The 25,067-nt window shown below is 62.6% G+C and carries 20 protein-coding genes; 3 read left to right on the top strand and 17 right to left on the bottom strand.

The window, feature by feature from the left end; genetic code table 11:
- Positions 1-20: 20 nt before the first annotated feature.
- The 3 genes from CLU90_RS25545 to CLU90_RS25535 all read right to left on the bottom strand — a co-directional run bounded on the left by CLU90_RS25545 (position 21) and on the right by CLU90_RS25535 (position 3,386).
- Positions 21-1,463 (bottom strand): UbiA family prenyltransferase, encoded by a 1,443-nt coding sequence (locus CLU90_RS25545; protein WP_100429150.1) that lies wholly within the window; start codon positions 1,461-1,463, stop codon positions 21-23.
- A 4-nt stretch (positions 1,464-1,467) separates the two neighbouring features.
- Complete coding sequence (locus tag CLU90_RS25540; RefSeq protein WP_157808900.1) at positions 1,468-2,712, bottom strand: hypothetical protein; 1,245 nt, start codon at positions 2,710-2,712, stop codon at positions 1,468-1,470.
- Between the two features lie 236 nt (positions 2,713-2,948).
- Positions 2,949-3,386, bottom strand: a complete 438-nt coding sequence (locus CLU90_RS25535; protein ID WP_100429148.1) for a hypothetical protein — start codon at positions 3,384-3,386, stop codon at positions 2,949-2,951.
- A 281-nt stretch (positions 3,387-3,667) separates the two neighbouring features.
- On the opposite strand from CLU90_RS25535, the gene CLU90_RS25530 reads away from it, so the two are divergent.
- Complete coding sequence (locus CLU90_RS25530; RefSeq protein WP_100429147.1) at positions 3,668-5,737, top strand: TonB-dependent receptor domain-containing protein; 2,070 nt, start codon at positions 3,668-3,670, stop codon at positions 5,735-5,737.
- A gap of 3 nt (positions 5,738-5,740) precedes the next feature.
- Here the strand turns inward: CLU90_RS25530 and CLU90_RS25525 are convergent, their stop codons facing one another.
- The 8 genes from CLU90_RS25525 to CLU90_RS25490 form a co-directional block, all read right to left on the bottom strand.
- Positions 5,741-6,103: a hypothetical protein gene (locus CLU90_RS25525; RefSeq protein ID WP_100429146.1), complete on the bottom strand. Its 363-nt coding sequence runs from the start codon at positions 6,101-6,103 to the stop codon at positions 5,741-5,743.
- Between the two features lie 188 nt (positions 6,104-6,291).
- Positions 6,292-8,415, bottom strand: a complete 2,124-nt coding sequence (locus CLU90_RS25520) for a sodium-translocating pyrophosphatase (protein WP_100429145.1) — start codon at positions 8,413-8,415, stop codon at positions 6,292-6,294.
- Between the two features lie 176 nt (positions 8,416-8,591).
- A complete protein-coding gene (gene adk / locus CLU90_RS25515; protein ID WP_092715077.1) occupies positions 8,592-9,248 on the bottom strand; it encodes an adenylate kinase in 657 nt (218 codons plus the stop codon).
- A gap of 244 nt (positions 9,249-9,492) precedes the next feature.
- Positions 9,493-10,248, bottom strand: a complete 756-nt coding sequence (kdsB, locus tag CLU90_RS25510; protein WP_100429144.1) for a 3-deoxy-manno-octulosonate cytidylyltransferase — start codon at positions 10,246-10,248, stop codon at positions 9,493-9,495.
- A 2-nt stretch (positions 10,249-10,250) separates the two neighbouring features.
- Positions 10,251-10,427, bottom strand: a complete 177-nt coding sequence (locus tag CLU90_RS25505) for a Trm112 family protein (protein ID WP_010395789.1) — start codon at positions 10,425-10,427, stop codon at positions 10,251-10,253.
- On the bottom strand, positions 10,408-11,463 hold the full coding sequence (gene lpxK, locus CLU90_RS25500; RefSeq protein ID WP_100429143.1) for a tetraacyldisaccharide 4'-kinase: 1,056 nt from the start codon (positions 11,461-11,463) through the stop codon (positions 10,408-10,410). Before lpxK ends, CLU90_RS25505 begins: the two co-directional genes overlap by 20 nt.
- A gap of 113 nt (positions 11,464-11,576) precedes the next feature.
- Positions 11,577-12,017, bottom strand: a complete 441-nt coding sequence (locus tag CLU90_RS25495; protein ID WP_034751736.1) for an ExbD/TolR family protein — start codon at positions 12,015-12,017, stop codon at positions 11,577-11,579.
- A complete protein-coding gene (locus CLU90_RS25490) occupies positions 12,014-12,619 on the bottom strand; it encodes a MotA/TolQ/ExbB proton channel family protein (RefSeq protein WP_092715070.1) in 606 nt (201 codons plus the stop codon). The genes CLU90_RS25495 and CLU90_RS25490 overlap by 4 nt, the downstream gene beginning before the upstream one ends.
- Before the next feature lie 1,310 nt (positions 12,620-13,929).
- Here CLU90_RS25490 and xseA point away from each other — a divergent pair.
- Positions 13,930-15,291, top strand: a complete 1,362-nt coding sequence (xseA, locus tag CLU90_RS25485) for an exodeoxyribonuclease VII large subunit (protein WP_092715068.1) — start codon at positions 13,930-13,932, stop codon at positions 15,289-15,291.
- Between the two features lie 94 nt (positions 15,292-15,385).
- Here the strand turns inward: xseA and CLU90_RS25480 are convergent, their stop codons facing one another.
- The 6 genes from CLU90_RS25480 to CLU90_RS25455 form a co-directional block, all read right to left on the bottom strand.
- Positions 15,386-17,836 (bottom strand): TonB-dependent receptor, encoded by a 2,451-nt coding sequence (locus tag CLU90_RS25480; protein ID WP_100429142.1) that lies wholly within the window; start codon positions 17,834-17,836, stop codon positions 15,386-15,388.
- A 107-nt stretch (positions 17,837-17,943) separates the two neighbouring features.
- On the bottom strand, positions 17,944-18,984 hold the full coding sequence (locus tag CLU90_RS25475) for an ABC transporter ATP-binding protein (RefSeq protein WP_100429141.1): 1,041 nt from the start codon (positions 18,982-18,984) through the stop codon (positions 17,944-17,946).
- Position 18,985: 1 nt separating this feature from the next.
- On the bottom strand, positions 18,986-20,353 hold the full coding sequence (locus CLU90_RS25470) for a GH1 family beta-glucosidase (protein ID WP_100429140.1): 1,368 nt from the start codon (positions 20,351-20,353) through the stop codon (positions 18,986-18,988).
- A gap of 26 nt (positions 20,354-20,379) precedes the next feature.
- Positions 20,380-21,198, bottom strand: a complete 819-nt coding sequence (locus tag CLU90_RS25465) for a carbohydrate ABC transporter permease (RefSeq protein ID WP_092715058.1) — start codon at positions 21,196-21,198, stop codon at positions 20,380-20,382.
- Positions 21,195-22,118, bottom strand: a complete 924-nt coding sequence (locus CLU90_RS25460) for a carbohydrate ABC transporter permease (protein ID WP_198511266.1) — start codon at positions 22,116-22,118, stop codon at positions 21,195-21,197. Before CLU90_RS25460 ends, CLU90_RS25465 begins: the two co-directional genes overlap by 4 nt.
- Positions 22,119-22,200: 82 nt before the next feature.
- On the bottom strand, positions 22,201-23,499 hold the full coding sequence (locus CLU90_RS25455; protein WP_100429138.1) for an extracellular solute-binding protein: 1,299 nt from the start codon (positions 23,497-23,499) through the stop codon (positions 22,201-22,203).
- Between the two features lie 449 nt (positions 23,500-23,948).
- Between CLU90_RS25455 and CLU90_RS25450 the strand changes: the two genes are divergently transcribed.
- The gene (locus CLU90_RS25450) at positions 23,949-24,968 is read left to right on the top strand and encodes a LacI family DNA-binding transcriptional regulator (protein WP_034751748.1); all 1,020 of its coding nucleotides are present in this window, start codon (positions 23,949-23,951) and stop codon (positions 24,966-24,968) included.
- The last annotated feature ends 99 nt before the right edge of the window (positions 24,969-25,067 follow it).

The following is a 25,067-nucleotide window of genomic DNA, read 5'->3' as shown; positions in this document are numbered from 1 at the left end:
TCGGGAGAAGGTGCGGCATTCTACAGGCTAGCGCCGATCGCCAGCGCCATGCAGGCGGCGATGACCACAAGGCTGACAGTATCTTTACTCACATACAACACGGGATCCTCGTTGACCTCGCCCCGGAAGGTCAGCGTCCACAGTCGCCCCAGCCAGAACACCAGCAGGGGCACGATACCCAGCAACAGGTAAGGACGCGCATACAGTACCAGGATGTTTTGGGAATTAAAGTACAGCATGAACACCAGCAGCGAAATAAATCCGCTGTTCACGCCCATGATGCCGATCGGTGCCTTATCGGCCGTCGTATAGCTGCGGCCGCGCGTCTTTTCCTTGCCTTGGCGCTCCAGATTGAATAACTCGCTATAGCGCTTGAGCAGTGCCAGGCTGAGGAAAATAAAGAAGGAAAAGGCCAGCAGCCAGAACGAAGGTTCGATATGCGTCGCCGCGCTGCCCCCCAGTATGCGCAAGGTATACAGGATGGCGAGGGTGACGATATCGACCATCAGCAAGCGTTTCAGGTAAATCGAGTACGCCAAGGTGCTGGCGAAGTAAATCGCCACGGCCAGCAACAGCAGCGGATCGAACAGCGCGCAAATGGCCAGTGCCAGGATGGCCAGCAGCGGACTGGCCAGCAAGGCAACGGGCAGCGGCAAGCTGCCGGCGGCTATCGGCCGGCGGCACTTGGTGGGGTGGCGCCGGTCATCGGGCGCATCGAGCGCATCATTGAGCAGATAGGCGCTAGAGGCGCACAGCGAAAAAGCGAAAAACGCCACCAGTGCCTGCAGGAAGGTCGGCAGATTCAGCGCATGGCCGGCCAGCATCGGCACGAAGACCAGCAGATTCTTCAGCCACTGGCGGGGCCGCATTGCCTTGAGCAGAGGCGCGCCCCACCCGGCGCGCGGCGTCCCCGCAGCCTGCGTGGCGCCGCCACCGGCCAGCCGGAACGGGGTGCGCGTGACGGAAAACGCCGCGTTGCTGGCATTCCATACCGCGACGTCAACACTGGCATTACCTATGTAATCAAACCCCCTGGCGCCAAACAGTTCGCTCAGTTGATGCGCCTTGTTATGCGAAGTGAGATTGATCCCGCCCTCTGTGGCCAGCACGCGGTCAAACAGGCCCAGGTGGACGGCGATGGCATCGGCGAAACGGCGCTGCGAACCTGTCGCCAGGATGATCTGGCGCCCTTCGCTGCGCTGGCGCGCCAGGTCGGCCAGCAAAATCTGATCATACGGCAAGGCTTGTGGATCGATCTCCACCATGTCCGCCATTTTTTCCTTGAAGCCAGCCTTGCCGGAAAACAGCCAGAACGGCAAGCGCCAGAGCTGCAAGAACCGCACTTTGATAAAGATGAGAATCGCTTCCCACAGCAAGTCCGAATGGATCAGCGTACCGTCGAGATCGACCACCAGCGGTACACTCTTCTGTTCGCCCTGCGCGCGCAACATGGGTTCGGCCATGATATTACCTTCCCGTGCCGGATGCCGGCATGCGTGACAGCAACCAAGCACTGTCCCGATCCAGCGTGGGCATGGCTGGCGCACCGACACGTGCACTCAGTGCGCACAACATGAATGCCACGGCAACGGGGATGAAGGCGTCAAACTGGCGCCCTTCATTGAACTGTCCCACCATAAAGGTCATGGTCAGCAAACACGGCAGGATAATCAGGCAGCGGCGCAACGGCTCAGACGCATAGCGCCAGCCGGAGGCGGCCAAGAGATACCACAGCAATATAGGGCCAACGTTCTGTACCAGCGTACGCGGATGGTGCAGGAAGAGATTGATATTGTTGTCAATCTTACCACCCTCCCATGCCTGATGCGCTGGCAACACATAAAACATCAGTACGCGCACCAGACCGTACAGCAGCAGTTGCAGCAATATCCAGCCCGCCAGCGAGCGCAGCTTCATCTGTCCAAGCAAGACAAAGCCGCTCGCCACGATCAGGAAGAGCGTGATCTCGTGATTGAACGTTCCCGCCACCAGCATCGCCACGTAGGGCAGCATTTCGCGGCGCAGCAGATGGTAGAGGCAAAAGGAATAGACAAAAATGATACCGATATCGTAAAACGTGTAATAGGTGACCGTGGGCGCCCACATGCACAACACCAGAAACTGCGCCACGAAGGCCAGATCCCGTCGGATGAAGAGAGCGGCAAAACGCCGGACCGACCACAGCATCAGCACCACGGCCAGCACCTGGGACCAGAGAAAACATTCGATGGCGCCCAGGCGAGGAAACAGGTACTGCAAGACCTGCGCCGGGAAAATGAACATGACCCGGTGCTGGAACGGCGGCGTACCTTTGAATGCCATGATGTCATCGATCAGGTACCAGCTTTCCTGCGTGCCGAAACGCAGAAGCATGCCGGCAAACACTGCGGTGTAAATGGCGAACAACAGGTAATCGAGCCCATCGTCGCTCATTGCAGCGGGCCGATACAAGCGATACAGGAATACTGCGGCAGTGACGGTGAAGGCCAGCCAAAGCAACAGGTAAAAGCTCACCAATGCATCCATTTTCTGAACATAAAATGCCAGCGGGTGGCGGTCCGCATGTCCGAGTACCTTATTGAGCACCGACCATGAGCGCCCGTCGTAGGCCGCCTCCAGCAGTGCATTTCCTGCCAAAAAATACCAGGAAAATACAGCCAGTGCACAGATGGAAAACGTGACGAACAAGAGACGAAGATGGGCTGGTTTCATTATGAATTGACAACAATACGATGACAACAATAAATTATTAAATATTTACTTTTATTGTTTCATGATATATACAAAAAAGCAATAGATAAATCCCGACCACTCATCGCCGAAATTTGTTTTTTATTAATACTTCGAAAATGGAACAGTGGGAACACGCACGGATGGCGCCCGCCGGCAATGCGCCGGGCCTGCCTATTTCTTCCGGCGTGACAGCGCCATACGCTGGCACCTGCACCCTAGAAACACTGCACGAACGCCCCATTGCGGTGACAGATGCGGCCATTGGCGTCGAGCGTGGCGTTGCCCGCGCCGTTGTAGCGTGCGCCCGACGCGTCGCGGCAACCGCCCGTGTCGCAAGCGCCGATCGGCTGCGGCGCGCGGGGCATGGGCACGGCCGGACTGGGCGGCAGGGGCGCCATGGGCACGACGGGAGGTGTAACTTGCGCCGGCATGCGGCCGATCACCTGCGCCACGGAACGGCGCGGCCGCACGGGCGGCGCCGGTCGGCATGGTTCCTCTAGCAGCTTGCCGCTGTCACGCGGGTCGAGCCGGCATACGGGCAAAGGTTCAGGCAAGGATTCGGCGGGCGCCGGCGGCTCCTGCGACCAGGCATGGCCGCCAGCGAGCAGCATGGCGCAGGCCAGCACCGGTATCGCTTTTTTCATCATCTTCATGCCGCCTCTCCAAGCATCGATCTCATGGTGTTCATTATTGGCACACGCCGTGACAGATACCAGCGCGCGTAACAATTTCTCACGCTTGTAGCTGCCATGCACATGCTGCAACAGTGTTTTATTTCCTTTCAGCACTTTCCTTCTTGCCAGGACGGCATTACAATAAGAACGATTCTTATTCTCATTAGCAGAATGGGAGCGCAGTTTATTGCATTTTCAATCATTCATACCCGAGCCACCCGGAAGGCAGCCAGGAAATAACAATACCCGGAAAGCTCACCATGACACAGCGCAGTCCCGCCTTCGCACCCCTCGCAGCCCCCGTCGTCGCTCCCGCCCGCTCCATGCATTCCGCCGCCCTGCTCCTGCCCTGCCTGCTCTCCTTGGCCGTCAGCAGCGCCTGGGCCGAAGGCAATGCGGCCGCCGACCCGACCATGAACACGGTGGTCGTCACTGCGTCCGGCACGGCCATCGACATCAAGGATGCGCCGGCCAGCATCAGCGTCATCACGCGCGAGGAAATCGAGCGCCAGCCCGTGTACGACCTCAACACCCTGCTGCGCCGCATCCCCGGCGTGACGGGCGGCACCAGCCCCGTGGGCGAGGAATCGAAGATCAAGCTGCGCGGCCTGCCCGACAAATACACCTTGATCCTCGTCGACGGCAAGCGCGTGGGCAGCTCGGCCGACACGGCTTACCGTCCCGACCTGGGCCGCCAGGACCTGAACTGGATTTCGCCCGACATGATCGAGCGCATCGAAGTGGTGCGCGGCCCCATGTCCTCGCTGTACGGCTCGGACGCCATGGGCGGCGTGATCAACATCATCACGCGCAAGGTGCCGGGCAAGTGGAACGGCTCGGCCACGGCCAACTACACGCAGCCGCAGGACAGCGGCCGCGGCACGGCGCACCAGCTGGGCGTGAACGTGGCCGGCCCCTTGTCGGACACGGTCGGCATGCGCCTGGGCGTGGGCCAGACGCGCCAGAATCCCGATGAAAAAGCCATCGGCAAATCGGGTGGCATCGGCGGCGAACGCAACCAGACGGTCACGGGCCAGCTGAGCTGGGCGCTGGACAAGAAACAGAACCTGACGCTGGACGCCAGCTACGGCAAACAGCAATCGACGGATTCGACCACGCTCGATGCGGACGGCTACCCGCTGTTCGGCGCCTGGGGCGCGAGCAAGCTGATACGCAAGAGCGCCAGCATCGGCTATGAAGGCCGCTGGGACTTCGGCAAGGCCATGATCAACCTGTACCACAACGATTTCGACAACGAAGTCGTCGGCACGGTGGCCAAATCCAAGGACAGCACGCTGGACGCCAGCCTGGAAAAACGCGTCGGCTGGGGCGGCATCGAACAGATGCTGGTGATGGGCGGCCAGTGGAAACACCAGGAACTGACGAATACGGACACCATCGGCACCATCCCTACCGATTACCTGGGCAACCCCGTCAGCGGCGCCACCCTGTCCGGCACCACGTCGGCCCTGTTCGCGGAAGACCAGCTGTTCCTGCGCGAGAACCTGACGGCCACGGCCGGCCTGCGCCTCGACCACCACGGCAAGTTCGGCAACCACTACAGCCCGCGCCTGTACCTCGTGTACCACCCTGCCCCCGCCTGGACCATCAAGGGCGGCGTGTCGCAAGGCTTCCGCGCCCCGAGCCTGAAGGAAAACTCGCCGGCGGCGGCCACGCAGTCGGGCGGACGCGGTTGCGGCAGCCTCAAACCGCTGGGCTACATCACGGGCGGCTGCTACATGGCCGGCAATGCGGACTTGAAGCCGGAAACGAGCACGGCCGGCGAGATCGGCGTGGCGTGGGAACAGAATGGCTGGGACGTGGGCGTGACGTACTTCCACACAAATTTCAAGAACAAGATCGACTACGCGCCGCTGGGTTTTTACCAGAAGCAGTGGTGGACGAAGATGACGAATATCCAGAAAGCGCGCACCAGCGGCGTGGAAGCGACGGCCACCGTCCCGCTGACGAAAAACCTGAACTGGCGTAACAACGTCACCTACATGGCGGAAGCGAAAAACCTGACGACGGGCGCCAACCTGCTGTCGACGCCGAAGCTGTCGTGGTACTCGGCGCTGGGCTGGCAAGTCAACGACCAGCTGTTCGGCGAAGTATCGGCCCAGTACACGGGCAAGGAACTCGACGCGGGCCAGGCGGCCAACAAGGCCTACACCATCGTCGACACGGTCGTGTCGTACAAGGTCACGCCCCGCTGGACCGTGCGCGGCGGCGTGGAAAACCTGTTCAAGAAAGGCCCGCTGGCCGATGGACTGGTCGACTATTATGTGCCGGGACGGCGCATGTTCGTCGGCCTGACGTCGCGCTTCTGACGTTCAGGGCACGCTGGCCGGCACCACGGCGCGCCAGGGTGTCATGCAGCGCGCCACGTACGGGTAGTACCCGCGTGGCCGCGCGCAGTAATACCACACGTCCGGTTCCAGATACACGGGCGGCGGCACGATGACCGTGCCGCCGTAGTAGTCAACACGGGGATAGCCATGCCAGGGATTGCCATACCAGCGCGGTCCGTGGCCATGGTGCCATCCATGGCCAACCCACGCGCCGCCATGCACGCGGCCGTGAAAATGACCGTGGCCGCCATGGCCACCGGGCGTGGCCCAGGCATCGCCTGCCAGCACCAGGCCCGCTACCAGCAGCGCCAGCCATAGGCCACGTCTTTTGTGCTTGCTGTCCATGACATCCTCCTGCCGTGCAAGGCGTTCATCATCCTTTCTCCATTATTGGCAAACGGGCGGCGCAAGCCAAGCTGCCGTAACAATTGCTCACCTTTTAGACGCCGGGAACAAGGCCAGCCGGGAGTCGCGTCCATACAAATGCAAACAGCCCCGCGGCGCGGGCCACGGGGCTGCAGGGAGTGACCAGTTTATTGCGCCGGCAAGCTTTGCACGGGTGTGGCCGGTGCCAGGATGGGCGGCACGGGCGCGTGGATCGGGGCCGGCGCCTTGACCGCCAGCCAGCCCGTGGCCGGCAGCAGCGGCACCAGCAGCAGGGCCACGATATTGATGATCTTGATCAGGGGGTTCACTGCGGGACCGGCCGTGTCCTTGTACGGGTCGCCCACCGTGTCGCCCGTGACGGCCGCCTTGTGCGCATCGGACCCCTTGCCGCCGAAATGGCCATCCTCGATGTATTTCTTCGCGTTGTCCCAGGCGCCGCCGCCCGTGGTCATGGAAATGGCCACGAACAGGCCCGTCACGATGGTGCCCATCAGGAGGCCGCCCAGGGCCGCAGGCCCCAGCAGCATGCCCACGACGATGGGCACCACCACCGGCAGCAAGGAGGGAGCTATCATTTCGCGGATGGCCGACGCCGTCAGCATGTCGACGGCCTTGTCGTATTCGGGCCGCGCCGTGCCTTCCATGATGCCCTTGATGTCGCGGAACTGCCGGCGCACCTCGACCACCACGGCGCCCGCCGCGCGGCCCACGGCTTCCATCGCCATGGCGCCGAACAGATACGGTATCAGCCCGCCGATGAACAGGCCCACGATGACCATGGGATTCGACAAGTCAAACGTGATGTGCTGGCCCACGGATTCGAGCGCATGCGTGTAGTCGGCAAACAGCACCAGCGCGGCCAGGCCGGCCGAGCCGATGGCATAGCCCTTGGTGACGGCCTTGGTAGTATTGCCGACGGCGTCCAGGGGGTCGGTGATGGCGCGCACGGAGTCGGGCAAGCCCGACATTTCCGCGATGCCGCCCGCGTTGTCCGTGATGGGACCATACGCGTCGAGGGCGACGATGATGCCGGCCATCGACAGCATGGAGGTCGCCGCGATGGCGATGCCGTACAGGCCCGCCAATTGATACGAGACGAGGATGGCGATGCAGACGGCCAGCACCGGATAGGCGGTGGACTTCATCGACACGCCCAGGCCGGCGATGATGTTGGTGCCGTGGCCCGTCGTCGACGCTTCGGCGATGTGGCGCACGGGCTTGAAGTCCGTGCCCGTGTAGTACTCGGTGATGTACACCATCAGCCCCGTGAGGACGATGCCGACGACGGTCGCGCCCAGCATCTTGTAGCGCATGGCGTCGTCGGGCCACAGCAGCCACGTGACGACGGCAAAGCCGACCAGGGACAGGCCGGCCGCCCACCACAGGCCCGTGTACAGGGCCGACATGATCTTCTTGCCGGGGGCCGTCTTGACCATCGAGCAGCCGACGATGGAGGCGAGGATGGACACGGCGCCCAGCAGCAGCGGATAGATGATGGCCATGCCGCTGGCCTCGGCCATCAGCAGCGCGCCCAGCAGCATGGTGGCGATCAGGGTCACGACATAGGTTTCGAACAGGTCGGCCGCCATGCCGGCGCAGTCGCCCACGTTGTCGCCCACGTTGTCGGCGATGACGGCCGGGTTGCGCGGATCGTCTTCGGGGATGCCCGCTTCGACCTTTCCCACCAGGTCCGCGCCCACGTCGGCGCCCTTGGTGAAGATGCCGCCGCCCAGCCGCGCGAAGATGGAAATGAGCGAGGCGCCGAAGGCCAGGCCGATCAACGGCTTGATCAGGTCATGCTGGGTCAGGCCCGGCGCGCCCGTCGTCACCAGCAGCCAGTAGAACAGGGTCACGCCCAGGAGGCCCAGTCCGACGACCAGCATGCCCGTGATCGCCCCGCCCTTGAAGGCCACGTTCAGGGCCTGGTTGATGCCCAGGGTGGCCGCCTGCGCCGTGCGCACATTGGCCCGCACGGAGACATTCATGCCGATGAAGCCGCAGGCGCCCGACAGCACGGCGCCGATCAGAAAACCCAGCGCCGTATGCAGGCCGAGCAGCAGATAGATGGCGATCAAGAGCGCCACGCCGACGATGGCGATGGTACGGTACTGGCGCGCCAGGTAGGCGGCCGCGCCCTGCTGGATGGCCAGCGCGATTTCCTGCATGCGCGCGTTGCCGGGATCCTGACGCAGGATCCAGCTGCGCGACACCAAACCGTAAATAACTGCGACCACGCCGCAGGCTACCGCAAACCACAGACTGGCTGCCATATCGTCCCCTTCTGTTTTTATCCGACGTCATTGCCAACAGCTGCAGACCGCACCGGGCAGGCACGCGCAGCCAGGAAAACACGACCTGCAAAAAAACTGAACCACGAAAACGACACGGCGCCCTCAAGCGCGGGCACAAAAAAAGCGGACACTCAGGTCCGCTTTTCAAATACTGCTTATTCCGCCAGGGCGGCAAATGCGCTGTCGCGGATTTGCTCGACCGGACCCACGCCGGCGATGCGGCGGTATTTCGGCGCGCCCGGCAGGCCGGACTTGGCCCAGTCATTATAGTAACCGAGCAAGACCTTGGTCTGGTTGTGGTACACGTCCAGGCGCTTCTTGACCGTTTCCGCCTTGTCGTCGTCGCGCTGGATCAGCGGCTCGCCCGTGATGTCGTCGATACCGTCGACCTTGGGCGGATTGAATTTGACGTGGTAGACGCGGCCCGAACCCGGGTGGCTGCGGCGGCCATCCATGCGCTCGATGATGGACTCATCGGGCACGTCGATTTCCAGCACGTAGTCGACATTGATGCCGGCATCCTTCATGGCGTCCGCTTGCGCGATGGTGCGCGGGAAGCCGTCGAACAGGTAGCCATTGGCGCAATCGGCTTCCTGCAGGCGGTTCTTGACCAGGCCGATCATGATGTCGTCCGACACGAGGCCGCCCGCATCCATGACTTTTTTCGCTGCCAGGCCCAGTTCCGTGCCTTCCTTGATCGCCGCGCGCAGCATGTCGCCCGTGGAGATTTGTGGAATATTGTATTTTTCTTTGATGAAGTTAGCTTGGGTGCCCTTGCCGGCACCGGGTGCTCCTAAAAGTATCAGACGCATTGAAAAGTTCCTAAAAAACAGATTTTGGATGGTGGTATGTGTAATTATTTTTAGATGATGTTGCTATGGCTATCTTTCCCTACGAAACTTACCACAAAAAATCCCCGGAACGCCAGTTTGCTGTCGAATTGCTATGCCCTGATTGATCAAAGCCAGCAATTATCGAAGCAGACGTTTCAAAATGTGGTTTTTGCTGCAGGCGCGCAAAATTTTATTTGCACGCCTGCCGTTTTGCGGGTAGCGCTTACAGGGCGCGGTAATGGGCCTGCACGCGTGCGAGATCTTCCGGCGTGTCGACACCGGCGGCCGGCGCGCTATCGGTCACGTGCACGGCGATGGCATAGCCATGCCACAAGACGCGCAACTGCTCCAGCGCCTCGATCGCTTCCAGCGGCGACGCGGACAGGCCGGGATACGTTTGCAGGAACGCATTGCTGTAGGCATACAGGCCGATATGGCGCAGCGGCACGTAGCCGGCCGGCAGGCTGTCTTTCGACTGCGCAAAGCCGTCGCGGTGCCACGGAATCGTCGCGCGCGAGAAATACAAGGCGCGGCCGTTCTTGTCCAGCACGACCTTGACGACGTTCGGGTTGAAGGCATCGGCCACATCGTGCAGCGGATGGGCACACGTGGCCATGGGGACGGCGGCGCTGATCTGCGCGGCGCAGGCGGCCAGCAGGGACGGATCGATCAAGGGTTCGTCGCCCTGCAGGTTGACGACGACGGCGTCCGGCGGCAAGGCGAGCGTGCGCGCCACTTCGGCGATGCGGTCCGTGCCCGACGGATGGTCGCTGCGCGTCATGCACGCTTCCACGCCATGCGCGGCGCAGGCGGCGCGGATGGATTCGTGGTCGGTGGCGACGATGACGCGCGCGGCGCCCGACAGGGCTGCCTGCTCGGCCACGCGCACCACCATGGGCTTGCCGCCCAGGTCGGCCAGCGGCTTGCCCGGCAGGCGCGTCGAGGCCAGGCGGGCCGGGATGATGACGATGAACGCCATCGTTATTCCACTGCGTCTTGCAGGGTGCGCGCTTCGTCCGCCCACATGATGGGGATGCCATCGCGGATAGGATAGGCGAGGCGGTCGGCGCGGCAAATCAGTTCCTGCGCCTTCTTATCGTGTTCAAGCGGACCCTTGCAAACAGGGCAGACCAGGATATCAAGCAGTCGAGCGTCCACGACATTTCTCCACAATTTGTTGGGCCAGCGCGCTATCGATGCGCGCACTGACGGGGACGACCCACAGTCTCGGGTCATCTTTGAGATATTCAATTTGCGCACATTTTACTGCATCCTTCTCGGTGATCAAGATCACATCCGTGTCGAGCCCCGCAAATGGCTGGTCGAGGAAGTCGTGATGATCGGGCAGGGGCAGTTCCATGAAGTCCAGTCCGGCGCCGCGCAACATGGCAAAGAAGCGCTGCGGGTTGCCGATGCCGGCCGCCGCCACGATGCGCTGGCCGCTGGCCGCCAGGGTTGCAAGCGCCACGCTTTCGCCGCGGTCCACCAGGCGTTCGGCCACGCCGCCGGCCAGCAGCATCTGCACCACCAGCCCGCCCTGCGGCGCGACTCTGGCCACCAGCGCCGGCGCCAGCCCGGGCGCATTGATCACCGTCACGTCGCGCCGGCGGCGCGGCGATTCGCGCAAAGGCCCCGCCGGCAACAGCCAGCCATTGCCCGCGCCGCGGCCGTCGAACAGCACGATTTCCACGTCGCGCCGCAAGGCGTAATGCTGCAAGCCGTCGTCCGTGACCAGCACGTCGACGTCGGGGTGCGCTGCCAGCAGCGCCCTGCCCGCTTGCGCGCGGTCGCGTCCCACCATCACGGGACAGCCGCCGCGCTGGAAGATCAGCAGCGGCTCGTCGCCCACCTGCTGCGGCGTGGAAGCGGCGGTGACGGCGCGCGGCGAACGGTCGGCGCTGCCATGGCCGCGCGAAATCACGCCCGGGCGCATGCCCGCGTCGCGCAAGGCTTGCACCAGCCAGATCGTCAGCGGCGTCTTGCCCGTGCCGCCAATGAAAATATTGCCGACGACAACGACGGGCACAGGCAGGCGTTCGGATTTCAAAATGTTTGCCTGGTACAGGAAGCGCCTGATACGGCTCAAAGCACCGAACACCAGCGACACGGGCCACAGCGCGCACGCCAGCGGGCCGCGCGTCAGCCAGGCGCGGGTCAATGTGGTTTCAAGCTTGGCGGGGGAGGATGTGGGCATGGGGGAAGACTTAAAAATGGGGGTAGGTCTGATTAGCTGCGCCGCCAGGCGCAGCGTAATCCGACATGCTCGGCTGCGGCTTTGTCGGCTTACGCCGTGCCGGCTAAGCCGACCTACTTGCCACCCGCCTGCGCCGCGAACGTCAGCTTTTCATAGCCGGCCAGGCGCGCCGCTTCCATGACGTGGATGACCATCTGGTGCATGGCGAACTGGTCGGCGTTGACCACCACCACGGGCGTCTGCGCGGGCGCCTTGCCGCCGTTGGCCGCCTTTGCCGCGTTTTGCAGGGCGTCGGCCAGGCCTGCCACGTCGCGGAACGAAACGGGCTCGCGGTTGACCGTGTAGTTGCCCTTGGCGTCGATGGTGACGTCGATCTGCTGCGGCTTCTCTTTCGCCTGCTCGGCGTCGGCCGTCGGCAAGGTGATCTGCAGCTCCGTAAACTTGCTGTAGGTGGTGCTGACCATGAGGAAGATCAGGATCACCAGCAACACGTCGATGAACGGGATCAGGTTGATTTCGGGGTCTTCACGCCCCTTGCCTTTGCGGAAGTTCATTTGCGGCCACTGTGGACGATGTCGACGAACTTGACGGCTTGCTGCTCCATGTCGATGACGAAGCTGTCGACGAGGGCGCGGAAGTGGCGGTAGAAAACGAGGGTCGGCATGGCGATGGCCAGGCCGAAACCCGTGTTGTACAGGGCCACCGAAATACCGTGCGCCAGCTGGGCCGGATTGGAGCCGCTGGCGTTTTGCGAGCCGAAGATTTCAATCATGCCCACCACCGTGCCGAACAGACCCATCAGCGGCGCCAGGGTGGCGATGGTGCCCAGGGTCGTCAGGAAACGTTCCAGCGTGTGGGCCACGCCGCTGCCTGCCTCTTCGATCGATTCCTTCATCACCTCGCGCGGCGCGTCGACATTGCGCAGGGCGGCGGCCAGCACCACGCCCAGCGGCGAATTGTCTTCCAGCTTGGCCACCGTGTCCGGCGTGATCTTGCCGCTGCGATACACCTGCACCACTTCATCGAACAGCTTGCGGGGCAGGATTTTTCCGCGCCGCAAATACAGCAGGCGCTCGATGATCAGGGCCAGGGCGACGATGGAAGCGATCAACAACAGCCAGATGGGCCAGCCAGCGGCTTGAAATATAGCGAGCAAAAGAAACTCCTGGTAAAGGGAAGGCGATGGAGCGCCAGAACAGCCTGTATTGTACCGAGCGCCGAAGACCGATTGTACGTGCGCGCAGGAATGGCGCAATGTAGCGCGTTGCCGCGCCGGCGGCAAGAGGCGCCTGCATGTCCCCAGCGTGCTGGCGGGGGCACAGTTTTGCACACTTTGTGTGGATAAGATTGTGAGCAAGCATGAAGTCCAGCATGCAAGTGATTGATTTACATGGAGATTATGATACTGCGCAAAATACAGGCATAGCAGCTTATCGATAGTAGTCAATGTCAATAAGTTAATACTTGAAGAGTTCTGCACATTTACTGTGGACAAGATTGTGCGCAAAGCCGAGGAATGTAATCAAGCCATTGATTTTAAAGGAGATTAAATCGATGCGTAAAAAAGTGGCAGCAGGCGCGCAATCGGCGTCAGACTGGCCGTCAAAGTTCTGCACACAATCTGTGGACAAGATTGTGCGCAAGCGTACGGATACGCGCCAAGTACATTGATTTATATCGTTTTTATTACCATGCATAAAAATGTGGCAATGGCTGAAAAGCGTGTTTTTCACGGTCCGATTCCACTTCAAAACTGCAGTTTTCCAGCGCCAGCGCAGTTCCACACATAAAGTGTGGATAAGATTGTGAGCAAGCCGATTGACTCCATGCAAGAGCATTGATTTTAAAGGACTTTTTTTTCATGCTGAAAAATGAGGCAGCAAATCAAGCTGATCGCGCGGTGGAAAAACACGATAAAAGACGAAACGGTTTATGCGGTTTTGCACACATTCTGTGGATAAGATTGTGAGCAAGACGTACGGTTCGATGCTACCCCCTTGATTTATATGGCTATTTTTATGCTGCGCAAAATTAAGGCAAGCCATGCAATATGCCTTGCAGTGGATAAATCCGGTGCCGCGCCAGAGTTCTGCACATTTTTTGTGGATAAGATTGTGCGCAAGGCCATTCACGGCATACTAAGCGCTTGATTCCTATGTACTTTATTTCCGTGCGCAAAAATGTAGCAAGGCACTTTTATCGCTCGATCAGGTCCAGCCGTGTCATGTTTGTCCAAGGCAAAAAGTTCCGCACACTTTCTGTGGATAACTTTGTGCGTAAGTGGCAGGGGCTACACTGATGTGCTTGATATTAAAGGATTTTTTCCCTGTGCACGCAAATCAGGCATACGGGAATTCGTCATGAAATCAATTACTTAGAAATAGAACTTGTTGTTTTGCGCGATATATGACATAAGCATGACCTCGCCGATAATATGTGGACAGTTCCCTTCCCGCTCCCAGCTTTATGATGACCGACAACCCCACTGACAGCGGCTTTGCCGCCCCGCCCGTGCTGACCGTCAGCGCCCTGAACCAGGCCGTCGCGCGCCTGCTCGAGCGCTCGTTCCCCCTGACCTGGATCGCCGGCGAGATTTCCAACTTCACGCGCGCCGCTTCCGGCCACTGGTACTTCACCTTGAAGGACGATGGCGCCCAGGTCCGTGCCGTGATGTTCCGCGGCCGCGCCCAGTACGCGGGCTTCACGCCGCGCGAAGGCGACAAGGTCGAAGTGCGCGCGCTCGTCACCCTGTACGGCGCGCGCGGCGATTACCAGATCAACGTGGAAGCCATCCGCCGCGCCGGCGTGGGCGCACTGTACGAAGCATTCCAGCGCCTGAAGGAAAAGCTGGCCGCGCAGGGCCTGTTCGACCAGGAGCGCAAGCGCGCCATCCCCATGTTCGCGCGCAGCATCGGCATCGTCACCAGCCCGCAGGCGGCCGCCCTGCGCGACGTGCTGATCGCGCTCAAGCGCCGCGCGCCGCACGTCAACATCATCCTGTACCCGACACCCGTGCAGGGACAGCAGGCGCCGGAAAAGATCGCGCACGCCATCCGCACGGCATCGACAAGGGCCGAGTGCGACGTGCTGCTCGTGTGCCGTGGCGGCGGCAGCATCGAAGACCTGTGGTCGTTCAACGATGAAGCCGTGGCCCATGCGATTGCCGACTGTTCCATGCCCGTGATCAGCGGCGTGGGACACGAGACGGATTTCACCATCGCCGACTTCGCGGCCGACCTGCGCGCGGCCACGCCGACGGCGGCGGCCGAACTGGCGGCCACGCCGCGCGCCGACTGGATGGCGTCCCTGCGCGCCGATGCGGCCGATTTGCGCCGCGCCATGCGCCGCAGCCTCGACGACGCGGCGCAAACGCTGGACCGCCACAGCCGCCGCCTGCTCAACCCGACAGCGCAGCTGCGGAAGCAGCGCTTGCAGCTGCTGGCCCTGTCGACGGCCATGACGCATGCGGCGCGCGCGCCCCTGAACCAGTCGCAGTACGCGCTCGAACGCCTGCGCTCGCGCTGGGCCAACCTGCGGCCCGACGTCACGGCATCGCGCGCGCGGCTGCTGGAAGCCCAGCGGCGCAGCGGCGCGGCCATGGCGCAGCAGCTGGGCCAGCGGCGCCACCGCCTCGACGGCCTGGCGGCGCAGCTGGAACTGCTCAATCCCCAACGCACGCTGGAACGCGGCTACGCCATCCTGCGCGATGAAAAAGGGAATATCGTGCGCTCGCCGGCGCAGCTGCAGGCGCGCCAGAACGTCAACGTGCGCCTGGCCGAAGGCAGCGCGCAGGTCGGCATCGCCAGCGTGCAAGCCAGCCTGGAATAAGCGTTAGAATAAAAAAGGCCGGGGAAGAACCCCGGCCCAACACCTTCCCTACTGAGTGGACTGCTACCGCAACTGCTCTTTCACACTACCTGACTTAGAACTTCATCGACACGCGCGCGCCAAACGTGCGCGGCGCGTTGTAGAAGGCGCCGTAGATCTGCTGCGTCGGCTGGCATGGCATGCCCACGTCCGTGCAGATTTCATTGACGTCCAGCTTGACGGCCTTGTCCGTGGCGTTCTGCACGAACGCTTCGACCGTGTAGGCCTTGTTGGCCGGCTGGAAGCGCAGGCTCAGGTCCAGGGTCGTGTAGGCTTCCTGGCGCTTGACGCCGGCGTGGCCCGGCACGTCGCCGTTGAACGCGCCCGCCCCCACGTACGACATGGTTTCATAGTGCACCGAAGCGCGCGGCGTGAGCTGGCCGCCGGCGACCGTGAAATCATGCTCGTACTGCACGGTGGTGGAAAACTTCGGCGCATGCTTCATGGTGCTGCCGCCCACGTTCACCAGTGGCGCCGTCGAACCGCAGGACTGCCCATTCGCGCGCGCCGCATCGACGTCGCACGAGAGAAAATCGTCATACACGGCTTTGAGCCAGGTGGCGTTGCCCGTCAGGCGGTCGACCTTCGTTGGCCGCCACACCCATTCCGCTTCCAGGCCCTTGACGGTGGCGCCGGCCGCGTTGAAGTTGGCCAGCACGCTGTTGACCACCTGCGACTCGAGCTTGTCCTTGTACTTCATCAAAAACGCGTCGAGGTTCAAGGTCAGTTCGCGGTTCAGCAAGTCCGACTTGAAGCCGATTTCATAGCTGGTCAGTTTTTCCGGCTTGGTGGTGGCGCCGCCGTCGCCGATGGCCGGCGAATGGAAGCCCGTCGTCACGGAACCGAACAGCAGGATGTCGGGGCGCAGCTTGTACTCGATGCGGCCCAGCCAGGTGGCCTGGCCGTATTTCAGGTCGGCCGTATTGTCGCCCGGCGTATTGCCGCAGGTGGCGGCCGTGATGGCGCCGCCCGGGCCGATATTGTGCGTGTTGGCCAGGCCCGTGCCCGGCGTGACGAGCTGGCGCAGCTGGTCCGCAGTGAGGACCGTGGTGCCCAGCGGCGTGTTGGCCGGCCAGTTCGGGCATGCCCAGTTCTTGCCGCCGATATCGAATTTATGGTCTTTCGTGTAGCGCGCGCCGGCCGTCAGCTTGATCTGGTCCGTCACTTGCTGGCTGACCTGGCCGAACACGGCTTTCGATTTGAGCTGGCGGTCGCCCTGGATGAAGGACATCGAGGACGCGTACTGGCCCACGGTCGGCTGCACGAAGATCACGGCGCCGTTGGCGATATCCTGCTGCACGGCCGCCTGCGAAATCTGGCTGCGGTCGATATCGAAGCGCACCTTGTTCTTTTCATTGAACAGGAACAGGCCGGCCACCCACTGGAACGGCGCGTCGTCATCCGAGCGGGCCTGCAGCTCGTGCGAATAGCTGTCGAACTGCGCCCAGTCCGTGCGGTTTTCCGACTTGAAGCCGGGGAACAGGCCCGCATCGGAGTCGTTGCTGTTCTGGCGCTTGTAGCGGCTCCAGCTGCCCAGGTACGTGAAGTCCAGCGCGTCCGTCGGCTTGTAATTGAGCTTGCCCTTATAGGTCAGAATCGACTGGTCCAGGGTGCCTGGCGTATCGATCAGGGCCGAGCGCAGTTTTTCACCGGGTTTCGGTTCGGCCGCCAGGTAGACGTTGCCGGCGCCCTGGTCGAGGAAGTAGTCGGCGATGAAGGTACCGCGCAGCTGCGGCGTGAACTTCCACAGCAGCGAGGCGCGCACGCCCATCTGGTCGCCGGCGCCATACTTGGCAGTACCCGGCATGACGTTCGAGCCGCGGCGGAAATCCACCGTGCCGTCGTGGCTATCCTTGATGGCGGCGATGCGCAGCGCCACGTCGTCGGAAAACGGGATATTGATCATGCCCTGCGTCTGCAGATGGCGGTAGTCGCCCACCGTGATGCCGGCCGAGCCCATGAACTTGGCCGTGCTCGGCGCGGCGGAGACGAGGTTGACGGCGCCGGCCGTCGAATTGCGGCCGTTCAGGGTGCCCTGCGGTCCGCGCGCCACCTCGACGTGCGACAGGTCATACATCAGCGCCGTGGCGCCCTGCGGACGCGGCGAATACACGCCATCGACGTAGAAGGCGACGGCCGGGTCGCCCAGCTCCGTGTGGTTGGCCGAACCGACGCCGCGCATGTAGACGTGCACGCCGCCCGAGTCGCCATGCTGCTCGACGACGAGGCTGGGCACCATGGTCGCCAGCGAGGCCAGATCCTTAACCTGGTTGTTTTGCAGGGTGTCCTGGTTGAAGGCGGTGACGGCCAGCGGCGTCTCCTGCACGAAGGTATTGCGGCGCGTGGCCGTGACGACGATGCGGTCCATCTGCTCGGCGGCCGGCTTTGCCGCGTCCGTGGCTGCAGCCTCCTGGGCCATGGCGGCGCCGCTGCCCAGCAAGATGAACTGGGCGAAGGTCGCATGCGCCAGGCTGAGGGCGATGGTATTGCGTTTGAGCTGTTGCATTGTTGTTGTCTCCTGTACCGCTGGTTGATTGATGATCACATAGCTCTTTGGCTATTGCTGCACATTTTTTGGGTGTCAATCTGAAGTCATGTCGCCTCCGTGCGGGGTCAATGGGTAGCCACGGCGCGCCCGGCCGTGTCGAATAGAAAGGCATGGCCCTCTTCCGGCGCGAAGCCGATGGCGCTGCCCTGCGCCAGACTGTGGCGCGCCTCGCCGTGCAGCTTGATGGCCACCGCGTGCGGGTTGGCATCGAGCGTGGCGTGGATGATCTGCGCGTCGCCCAGCTGCTCGATCAGGGTGACCGTGGCGCCGTAGCCTTCGTGACGCGGCACCAGGCGCAGGTGCTCGGGGCGTATGCCGACCAGCATGCCGGCCTCGCCGCCAAGCTGGCTGGCCAGCGCGGGGACGGCGGCGCACGGCAAGAAGTTCATGCGCAGCGCACCGATGAAGCCGGCCACGAACTGGCTGGCCGGATGGCGGTACAGGTCCAGCGGCGCCCCCACCTGCTCCAGGTGGCCGCCGTGGAAGACGGCGACCCGGTCACCGAGGGTCATGGCTTCGACCTGGTCGTGCGTCACGTAGATCATCGTCGTGCCTAGTTCCTGGTGCAGCTTGGCCAGCTCGATGCGCGTCTGCACGCGCAAGGACGCGTCGAGGTTGGACAGCGGCTCGTCGAACAAAAACACCTTGGGCTGGCGCACGATGGAGCGGCCGATGGCCACGCGCTGGCGCTCGCCGCCCGACAGGGCCTTGGGTTTGCGCTCGAGCAGGTGCGTGATCTGCAAAATCTCCGCTACCTTGCCGACGGCCGCGCGCACTTCCGCTTCCGGCTTGCCCGCCAACTTGAGGGCAAAACCCATGTTGTCGCGCGCCGTCATGTGCGGATACAGGGCGTAGCTCTGGAAGACCATGGCGATGCCCCGCTCGGCCGGCGCCACGTCGTTGGCCAGCAGGTCGCCAATGCGCAGCTGGCCCGCGCTGATGTCTTCCAGTCCCGCGATCATGCGCAGCAGGGTCGACTTGCCGCAGCCGGACGGACCCACGAACACCATGAATTCGCCGTCGTGGATATCGAGGTCCAGGCCCTTGACGATTTCCGGGCCGTCGCCGTAGGTCTTGCGGATGCCGCGCAGGGAGATGGCGGCCATGTCAGTGCTCCTCGGCCAGGACGGCGGCGTGGGATGCGCGCTGGGCCGCGATGAAGTCGCGGTACCACAGGGCGCTGTCCTTGAAGCTGCGCTGCTGCGTGGCGTAGTCGACGTACAGCATGCCGAAGCGCTTGGCGTAGCCCGAGTTCCACTCGAAGTTGTCCATCAGGCTCCAGTAGAAATAGCCGCGCACGTCGATGCCCTGCGCGATCACGGCGCGCAAGGCGTCCAGGTGCAGCTGCACGTACTCGATGCGCGGCGCGTCGTGGATCTTGCCGTCGACGGGCTTGTCGGCCACGGCCATGCCGTTTTCCGTGATGTAGACGGGCGGCAGCCGGTATTCGCGGTGCAGGCCGACGAGCAGTTCCGTCAAGCCCTGCGGATAGGTTTCCCAGCCCATGTCGTTGACGCCGAGCTTGCACTCGGGCTTGCGCGGCGGCGTCTCGGCGCTCATGAAAGCGCGCGTGTAGTAGTTCACGCCGAGGAAATCGATGGGCTGCTTGATATCCATGAAATCGTTTTCAAAGATAGCCAAAGCTGAAGCGTCGACGTGTTTCAGGGCCAAAACCGGGTAGCGGCCCTTGAAGATGGCGTCCATATACCACTGCACCGAGCGCGCATATTCGAGTTCGGCCAGTTCGCGGTCCTGGGCGCTGTCGGTGGCCGGCGTGGCCGTCCATTGATTGAGCACGATGCCCAGTTTCGCGGGCGGATTGACGGCGCGCATCGCCTGCATGGCCAGGCCGTGCGACAGCAGCAGATGGTGCGACACTTGCACGGCGGCGGCCGGGTCGGCCATGCCGGGCGCGAACTGGCCCGTGCCGTGGCCCAGCACGGCCGTGCACCACGGTTCGTTATGGGTGGCGATGCTGGCGACCTTGTGGCCGAAGCGGCGCGCCACCTCGGCCGCATAGGCGGCGAAGTGGTAGCAGGTGGCGCGATTGAGCCAGCCGCCCTCGTCCTGCAAGGCTTGCGGCAAGTCCCAGTGATACAAGGTCAGGTGGGCATCGAGCCCCTTGGCGGCCAGGGCGTCGAGCAGGCGCCCATAGAAATCGAAGCCGGCCTCGTTCCAGGCGCCGGAACCCGTGGGCTGCACGCGCGACCAGGACATGGAAAAGCGGTAGGCGTTCACGCCCAGGCTGGCGATCAGTTCCACGTCCTCCGCGTAGCGGTGATAGTGGTCGCAGGCCACGTCGCCATTGCTGCCGTCGATGATCTTGCCATCCGTATGGCTGAAGGTATCCCAGATGGAGGGGCCGCGGCCGTCGATGGCGGCGGCGCCCTCGATCTGGTAGGCGCTGGTGGCCACGCCCCAGGTGAAGGTGGCGGGAAAGTTGGTGTCAATGTCGTCGTTATGCATGGTGGTCATGTCAGTGTGAGTGGATGAAAAAAGTGCTAGCCTTTGACTGCGCCCTGGGTCAGTCCTTCAATTAAACGCTTCGAGGCGACAAAAAACATCAGCAGCAGCGGCAGCACGGCGATGGCGGCGCCCGTCATCAGCGCGCCCCACTCCGTGTTGTTCGGCGCCTGCATGCTGCGCAGGGCCAGCGGAATCGTGTAGTTCTCGACCGAGCGCATGACGACCAGCGGCGTGATGAAATTGTTCCAGGAGTTGATGAAGGTGATCAGGCCCAGGGTGCCCATGGCGGGACCGATCAGCGGCAGTACGACGCGCCAGTAGATGGCGAATTCGCCGCAGCCGTCGATGCGCGCCGCCTCGATCAGATCCTTCGGGATGGCCGTGCCGATGTACTGGCGCATGAGGAAAATCCCCAGCGCGCCGGCCGCTCCCGGCACGTACAGGGCGCGCGGCTGGTCCAGCCATCCGAAGAAATCCATCAGCATGAAGGTCGGAATCATGTTCATGAAGGACGGAATGATCATCGACGCCATCACCAGGGTAAACAAGGGCCGCTTGAAGCGGAACTCGTACATGGCAAACGCATAGCCGCCCAGCGAACAAAAGAACAAGGTCAGGGCCGTCGTCATCAGCGCCACGTACAGGCTGATGCCGATATTGCGCCAGAACGGCAGGCGTTCCTGCAGCAATTCCAGGTTGTTGAGCAGGGCCGTGCCGAACCAACGCGGCGGCGGCAGGCTGTAGATCTCGGCGCTTGTGTGCGTGGCGAAGACGAACATGAAGTAGAACGGCGCGACCATGATCAGGGCGCCGATGGCCACCATGGCGTAGGCCGTCCAGCGGGTGGTTTTCATTTGGCCTCCTTGCGCTCATTGCGTTCATTGCGGCTGAAAATGCGGTTATTGACCCAGGTGGTGCTGGCGATGATCAAAAACAGCAGCCAGGAAATGGCCGACGCCGTGCCGAAGTCGCCCGAGGAAAACGCCGTCTTGTAGACGAAGATGGCCGTCGTCATCACGGACTGGCTCACGCCGCTCGATTCGGCCACCAGCACGAACGGTTCCTCGAATAGCTGCAGGTTGCCCATGATGGTGAGTGTCACGGCCAGGTAGATCATGGGGCGCAGCTGCGGCAAGGTGATGTACCAGAATTGCTGGCGTTTCGAGGCGCCGTCGATGGTGGCCGCCTCGTACAGATCCTTGGGGATCACCTGCAGCGCGGACAGATACAGCACCAGGTTCCAGCCCAGGTAGCGCCAGAAAATCACGAAGGCGACGGCCGGCTTGATGAACAGCGAGCTGCCCAGCCAGTCGATCGATTCGGCCGGGAACAGGCCACCGATTAACGGCAGGCTGGCGCACCATTGGAGCAGCACATTGATCTGGCCATAGTCGCGCGAGAACAGGGTGTTGAAGACCATGGCGATGGCCACGCTGGACGTGATGAACGGTAAAAAGTAAATGCCGATCACCAGGTTGCGCGAGCGCTTGAAGCTGTTGTGGATGAACGCTGCCAGCGGAATGGCCACCAGGTGCTGCGGCACGCCCGAGGCCAGCGCCAGCCAGACGGTATTGCCCAGCGAGCGCAAAAACCACGGGTCGCTCAAGGCGTACTTGTAGTTGTCCAGGCCCACCCACTGCATGGCTTCCACGCCGCTGGCCGCTTCCCACTGGTTGAACGACAGATAGATGGAAAACAGCAGCGGGAACAGGCTGAAGACGGCGAACAGGATGAAGAAGGGGCTGATGAAAAGATACGGCGCCCACTTCTTCATGTTGAAGCGTTTCCTGGCGGGCCTCGCCGCCGCAGCAGCGGGCGCGTCCTCGGTACAAGGCATGGAAGTAGTCATGCTGCTCCTAGCGCCGCGCGCGGTGGGTGATCAGGGCCTTGGCGTCGGCCAGCGCCGTCTTGATATCCTTGTTTTGCGCCAGCACGCTTTCCAGTTCCATGTTGACGATGTCGCGCGCCACGGCGTCGAACTTGTCGACGCGGATGACGGGGATTTTCGCCGCCGTGTCGCGCGCCAGCAGGCGCGTCTTCTGGCCGCCGAAATACGGCTGCGGCTCGTCCATCATCGGGTCCGCATACGCGGCCTTGAGGGCCGGGAACGCGCCGATCTCTTTGAGCGAGTGCAGCTGGATATCCTTGTTGACGGTCATGAACTTGATGAATTCCCAGGCCTGGGTTTTATTCGCCGCCTTTTTCGGAATGCCGTAGAACGAGCCGCCGTACGACGCCAGCGCGCCGGCAGGCAGGTTCGCCGCGCGCCACTGGCCCTTGGAATCGGGCGCCAGCCACTTGGCCAGGTGGCCGCTGAGCCACGAACCCATCATCTGACTGGCCACCTTGTCGCGCTTGAAGCCTTCGGCCCACTCGCCCGTCCAGGCCACGGTGCGCGCATCGATGCCGGCGACCCGCGCCGCCTTGGCCAGTTCGAACGCTTTGACGAAGCGGGGCGAGTCGACCAGCACCTGGCCCTTGTCGCCAAAGTAAATGCCTTCGCCGTCTTTGAGGTTGGCGCGAATATAGATGTCGGCCAGGTCGCTGGCGCCGGCCAGCAGATAGGTGCCGGTGGCGGCCTTGAGCTTCTTGCCGGCCGCGATATACGACTCCCACGATTGCGTCAGATCGGTTTCCTGGATGCCCGCCTTGTCCATCAAGTCCTTGCGGTAGAACAGGGTGCCAGGTCCCAGGTCGGCCGGCATGGCGCCCAGGGTGCCGCGCGCACTGGTCGCCTGCACGAAGGTGAACGGCACGAACAGGGCGCGGTACTGCCCTGCGCCGTATGGCAGCTGCAGCAAGTCTTCCATGCCCTTCGATTCGGCGAAGCTGCCGACATAGCGGAAGTCGATGGCCATCACGTCGGGCAGGCGCGCGCCGGCCGCCAGCGCCGTCGTCATCGAGTTATGGTGGTCGTCGATCTGCAGGCTGACCAGCTTGACCTTCACTTGCGGATACAGCTTTTCCCACAGGGGCAAGGCCGTTTTCACGGCGCGGTCCAGGTCGGGGAACGAGGCGACGGTAATCGTGGCCGGGGCCAGCGCCGGCAACGGTGCGGCCTGCGGGAGGACGGTCGGCGTGGCGGGTGCGGCGGCCACGCCAAAGGCCAGGGTCAGCGCTGCCAGGGGGGCGGCGCCAAGGATGCTTGACTTCATTATTTCATCTCCGTTTATTGAGCGTCTTCTATCTTGAAAACGTTTTCACAACATGTGTCCATTTAACACCGCAAAGAAAATCAAGTCAACCGAAAAAGTTGTCATTTTTATTGAGGGCAGTGTGACAAGGTCCACGCCATGGCGCGTGTTCTCCTATGAAAAAGGCGAAAATACAGACTGTGGAGATTGCTGTTGTTTTTTGTGAAAACGTTTTCAAGCGTAGGTCGGATTAGCGCATGAGCGCGTAATCCGACAACATTGTTGGCGCCAGAGGCATGGTTCCGGCGCGTTGTTGGCTGCGCGGTGTCGGCTTACGCCCTGCGGGCTAACCCGACCTACGCCGACCTACCCCGACCGACGCCCCGCCCCTGTAGCCATTTATGGTAATCTTTCGATGAAAAGGTTTTCAGAGCACTGAGAACCAGCCATCTTGATACCCAGGAATCACCTTGAACGATAGCGCCCACGCTGCTCCCCCTTCCACCCTGCTCGACGTGGCCCGCCAGGCCGGCGTGTCGCCGAGCACCGTCTCGCGCATCCTCAATGGCACGGCCAGGGTGTCCGACGACAAGCGCGACGCCGTGCTGGCGGCCATCGCGCACATGAAATTCGCGCCGAACCAGATGGCGCAAGGTCTGAAGAAGGGCCGCTCGATGACCATCGGCATCGTGGTGCAGGATATTTCCAGCCCCTTCTTCGACGAAAGCCTGCGCGGCGTGGACGACGGCCTGAAGGACACGGGCTATGCGTCCGTCATCGTCAGCGGGCACTGGAATGCGCAGGAAGAGGCGGACCGCATCCGCTTGCTGCTGGCGAGGAAGGTCGACGGCATCATCCTACTGTCTGGGCGCATCTCGGACGAGAGCGTGCTCGATTTCTCGCAGCAGCGGCCCATCGTCTCGACGGGCCGCCTGCTGGCCACGAAAAGCGCCATCGGCTTCAAGCTCGACAACGAATACGGCGCCTACCTGGCCGTGCGCCACCTGGTGGAGCTGGGCCACCGCCGCATCGCCTTCGTGGCCGGCCCCGCCAACAACACGGATGCGGCCGAGCGCCTGACGGGCTACCAGCGCGCGCTGCGCGAAGCGGACATCGCCATCGACCCGAAGCTGATGGTGGAAGGCGATTTCCACGAGGCAAGCGGGATGCTTGCCATGAACCATTTGTTCGATACGCAGCAGCAATTCAGCGCCGTCTTCGCCGCCAATGACCTGTCCGCCTACGGCGTGCGCCTGTGCCTGTACCGCAAGGGCATCCGCGTGCCCGACGATATCTCGCTCGTCGGTTTCGATGACTTGCCCGGCTCGTCCTACACGACGCCGCCGCTGACGACCATCCACCAGCCCCTGTATGACATCGGCCGCATCGCCACGGAAGCGCTGCTGGGGCTGATCAATGGCGAGGCCGTGCAGGCGGCCATTCCACCGCTGGAACTGATCGTCAGGGAAACCACCCGGCGCATCCGTTGAGGCTTGCGGTTGGGAACTTTTCCGCCCGATTCAGGCTGAACGAGAATCACTACGCCAAAGGCATCCGCGACGCGTGCCGGAATCTGCAGCAATGGCGCA

It is taken from the genome of Janthinobacterium sp. 67, from assembly GCF_002797895.1.
Classification (GTDB): Bacteria; Pseudomonadota; Gammaproteobacteria; order Burkholderiales; family Burkholderiaceae_D; genus Janthinobacterium.
The sequence above is the reverse complement of the archived record's forward strand: the minus strand, read 5'-3'. Positions and strand labels throughout refer to the sequence as shown.